Source organism: Streptomyces sp. UW30, assembly GCF_008042075.1.
GTDB lineage: Bacteria > Actinomycetota > Actinomycetes > Streptomycetales > Streptomycetaceae > Streptomyces.
Genome location: NZ_RDBN01000116.1, coordinates 1 through 4,286, shown reverse-complemented (window position 1 = coordinate 4,286; position 4,286 = coordinate 1). Strand labels below are relative to the sequence as shown.

Here is a 4,286-nt window from a genome sequence, read left to right as displayed (position 1 = left end):
CAGGGCCTCGACGGCCACGGCGACAAGAAGGACGGGGGCAACTACAGCGTCCTGCAGAGCAGCAACTGCAAGTCCCACGACCTGAACCTCGACATCCTCGGCCTTGCGAAGCTTGTGCATGTCATCTCCGATGAGAATGAGGGGTGGCGATCTGTGAGAGATCGACGTCGTGCGGTCACAGGAGATTAAAATCAGAAATTTCGAGATGCCCTCGGTGACACACCGAGGGTTCTGATCTCGTAGCGGCACGGTCAGGCGAACGGCCGGATTCGCTTTCCTTCGGCAACTACGCATCCGGCATTGCCCACCGAGTCTCCGTCAGGTCGACGCGTTGAGATTGACCGCTACGAGGTCGCAACACGGTCAGGCTGCCGTATGGACTGGTCAGTGATCCGGCACCCGGGAGAAAAGGGGGAAGCCTGGCACCCCGGTCGGCGACTAGAGATCTTTAATGGCTGGGGTTACGGCGGTTGGAGGTCGAGCCCGGTCTTGGCTATGAGGCCCTCGATGAGGCGGGGGTGGCACTGCATCCGTTTCAGCCGCGTCTTCACCAACGCGGTGAGTTGGTCGAGACTGTGTTTGGTGAGGTTGGCCAGTGACCGCTTCAGGTGCGACCACACGCCCTCGACCGGGTTGAGCTCGGGAGCGTACGGCGGCAGCTGGTAGACGGTGAGCCACAACCGGGCGGCGATCAGCTCGTGCATGGTGCGGCTGACGTCTGTTCAGGTTGTCCCACACCAGGACGATGGGGCCGCCGAGTTGCTGGTGTGCGGCATCTCCAACAGGCGGGCGTAGTCGGTCTCGGTGAAGCCCTTGCGGCGGCCCTTGGCGGGGACGCGGTCGAGGTGGAGGCGGTAGATGAGCCGTGGCCTGCGGCCGGCTTTGGTGCAGATCAGCGTAGCCATCGAGACGCGTTTGGTGCCTGCGGAGGTGACCCGCACGACGGGTGTGTGGCCAAGGCGGCCCAGGTGCGGCCTTTGGGCGGCCCCATGCCCTGGCCGGCCTCGCCGCGGAGTAGGCCCGGGGCGCGGTGCCGGGATTGCTCCCGGTCCGTTTCCCCGGACCTCTCGCCGAACCCGCCGTGTCTGTTACCAGGCAACGGGCTCTCGAGCCTCCAGCAGACGCGGTCGTCCAGCTTGCTGAAGATGCGTTTTGCGATGGCATGCCGCCGTACAGAGTTCTCAGCGGTGTTGTCAGGTGGCCTGAGGTTCGAAGTCCCAGTAAGGCCGCTTACGGGCATGGGCTGAGATGGTCTGGGGGTGTTGCTTGCCAGCAGTGGACACCAGAGCGGTCACGGTCTCCTGCTCGATTTTCTCGGCCTGGTGGCGGTCCTTCAGGCCGCGAAGATCGGCCGCGTGGGCGACTCGGGCAGAGAGAGTCAAAGGGTGGGTCGGGCCCAAGGCTTCGGTGGAGCGGCTGACGGTGTCTGCGCTGAGCGCGGCCGCAGCCTCTCTATCGCCAGCTGCATTGCGTAGGGCGGAGGCGTTGATGGCGCAGCCCAGTGTCCAGGGGTGGTTCTCCCCCACTGCCGCAGTCATATGGATCAGTGACTGCTCGATGGCAGCATGGGCACGGTCCGTTTCCCCGGTGCTTTGCAAGGTCAGGGCGTGGTTGGCACGGACGCCCGCGATGAAAGGATGGCCTGCTGGGAGCATCGCCTCATAGCGCGCGACGACGAACTGGTCGATTTCCTGTGCCTGGTCGATGTTTCCCTGAGCACGTGCGAAGCAGCTCTGCCCGGTTGCGAACAGCAGGGTCCACGGGTGGGTCTCGCCCATCACTCGCTCGCCCCGCTCCAGCGCGTGTTCCAGGAGCTTCCCGGCTCTCTCAGGATCACCAGTGTTGTAGAGGCACAGGGCCAGGTTGTGTTCAGCTCGCAGGGTCTGCGGGTTGTCCGGGCCCATGACGATGCGGTACTCACGGACGTTCTTCGCCTGGACCGACTCGGCATCGCGATAGTGCCCCAGCAGACGCTGGCCGATCGCATAGGAGACCTCGGAGAACAGTGCGTCGTGTCCCTTTTGCAGCAGCCGACGCGCGTTCATGGTCTCCCGGTCGATCTGCACGGATTCTTCAAAGCGGCCGAGCAGGCGCAGAGACAATGCCACGTTGTTTCGTGCGTTGAGGGTGTTGGGGTCGTTTGCGCCGAGGAGATCGTGGTAGGTCGTGAAGGTTCGCTCGGTCAGCTCCAGGGCCTCGGCATAGCGAGCCAAGCCCCACAGATCGGAGGCGAGGCCGGTGGCTGCGCTCAAGTAGTCACGGTCCTGCTCGCCGCGCTGTTGCCGTAGGCGTTCCACCGCCTCACGCTCGATGGCTTCGGTGCGCTGATAGTCGCCGACGGCACGCAACAGGTTGGCGTAGTGGCGGGTCAGCTCCCAGACCCTGGGGTGGTCCTCGCCGAGCTGGGCCCGCCAGACCTGCAGCGCACGCTCACCGAGCTTGATGCCGGCGTGGTACTCGCCGGAGAGGTACATGTACTGAAGGCAGTTGAGAACCAGCAACCGGGCGGCAGGGTCCACGCTCTTCAGCACGTTCGAGGGCTCCAGATGCGGGACGATCTCCGCGTATCCGTGCCAGAGCCGGGTGTCCTCAGGCCGGCGCGGGTCCGCCGCCACCAGTGCGCGGTGGGCGACTTCCATGAACTCAAGACGGTCGTCATCGGGCATGTCGTAGTTGACGATCTGGTGGACCATGCGATGCATGTAGAGCGTGGCGTCGCCGACCTCGTCGGGCTCCATGCGAATGACGGAGTACTGGCGCAGTTGGTTGAGCGCTTTGTGCCACAGCAGCGGGTCTTCGAGCAGCCCGGTGAGTTGCTCGGGCAGGTTGTCGTGCGGCATCTCCCGCAGCAGGCGCACGGGGATGGAGCCGGGCATGAAGAACGTGCACAGGCGCAGCAGGTCCACGGACTCCGGGACGGTCTCGCGAAGCTTGTTGAGCAGGATCGACCAGGCCGTCTGAAAAGCAAGCGGGAAATCGGCGGAGACCTTGACCACGTCTTGGTCGAGCCCGTCCTCCAGCAGGGCGATGTAGTTCTCGACCGAGAGGTCGGAGTCGTTGAGCCAGCCCGCCGTCTGGCTGAGTAGCAGGGGCAGGTCCTCCAGGGCCTCGGCGAGCCTGTCAGCCTCCGCCTCGGTCAGCCGTGGCGCACGCCTCCGGATGAAGGCGACCGACTCGCCACGCGTGTAGACGGGGACCTCCAGAAGTTTGCTGTTGTGGTCCATCCATTCCGGGTTGCGGGAGGTGATCAGTACATGGCCAGGACCGGTGGGGACGAGGTCCCAGATCTGGTCGGGCTCGTCCGCGCCGTCGAGGATAAGGAGCCAACGTGAGAAGGGCTCGCCCCGTCGCAGCGCGTCGCGTACCGCGCGCAACCGTTCGCCGTATTCGGCACCGGTGTGCAGGCCCAGTCTCGGGGCGAGTTCAGCGAGCTCTCGCCGGTAGGTAACCCGTTTCTCTGCGTTGACCCACCACACCATGTCGTACTCGGAGCCGAAGCGGTACACGTATTCGGAGGCGAGCTGGGTCTTGCCGGCGCCGGACATGCCGTGCAGGGTGAGCACGCCGGTGCCGGGCTCACTGTCCTGAAGCAGGTGGTAGACGTCGTTGAGCCGGGACTCACGGCCGGTGAATCGGATGTTGCGGCGAGGGACGCCACCCCACACTTCGGGCAGGGCGCCCGGGAAGCGGGGCCCGGATCGGCCTCGAAAGCCGTCTGGCGGTTGCTCGTAGGGCAGATCGAGGCGTTCGAGAATACGACGTTCGGCATCGCTCGCACCCATGTTGATCAGGCTGACGGGTTCGAGAACGGCAGCGGCGCTGGGCACCGACGCGGTGGTGAGCGAGACGGCCGCGAAACGCGACAGGTTCGGAACAACGACCGCGCGCAGCGCCGCGTTCCACTCCTCCTGGGTGCGGGGGCCCAGATGGAAGTACCACTCGCTGAAGACGATGAGTACCAGACCGGGCGCCAGAGCCAGATCTTGAAGCCGGTCCTCGATCAGTTCGTCCGGCGCCAGGTCCCACCGCTGATAGGAAACCCGATGCCCGCGCTGCTCCAAGCGGTCACCGATCCACGCCGCCCAGGCCCGGTTGAAGCCGGCGAAGCTGATCGTGAAGCTGCTCGCAGCTGCAGCACGGGGATCAGTGGCGCCGCCCGGCAGGGCATCGGCCGAGATCACAGGGTTGTGCAGAGTTGTTGCGGACAATGGGGCCGGACCTTGCACCAGGCTTTGCTCCGTGCCTGTTGCGTCTTCCGCAGCCGGTGACGACGCCGTCCCGGGAGC

3 protein-coding genes and 1 pseudogene are annotated in these 4,286 nt (G+C 65.3%); 1 reads left to right on the top strand and 3 read right to left on the bottom strand.

Annotated elements, in window-relative coordinates:
* Positions 1 to 189 (top strand): annotated as a pseudogene (locus EAO75_RS46870) (hypothetical protein); the annotation flags it as partial.
* Between the two features lie 272 nt (positions 190 to 461).
* Here the strand turns inward: EAO75_RS46870 and EAO75_RS48845 are convergent.
* The 3 genes from EAO75_RS48845 to fxsT form a co-directional block, all read right to left on the bottom strand.
* Positions 462 to 704, bottom strand: a complete 243-nt coding sequence (locus EAO75_RS48845; RefSeq protein ID WP_410092927.1) for a transposase — start codon at positions 702 to 704, stop codon at positions 462 to 464.
* An 18-nt stretch (positions 705 to 722) separates the two neighbouring features.
* Complete coding sequence (locus tag EAO75_RS48840) at positions 723 to 905, bottom strand: hypothetical protein (protein WP_410092925.1); 183 nt, start codon at positions 903 to 905, stop codon at positions 723 to 725.
* Positions 906 to 1,193: 288 nt separating this feature from the next.
* Positions 1,194 to 4,178 carry an FxSxx-COOH system tetratricopeptide repeat protein gene (fxsT, locus tag EAO75_RS44620; protein WP_410092929.1) on the bottom strand — a complete coding sequence of 995 codons (2,985 nt, stop codon included), beginning with the start codon at positions 4,176 to 4,178 and terminating at the stop codon, positions 1,194 to 1,196.
* Positions 4,179 to 4,286 lie beyond the last annotated feature (108 nt).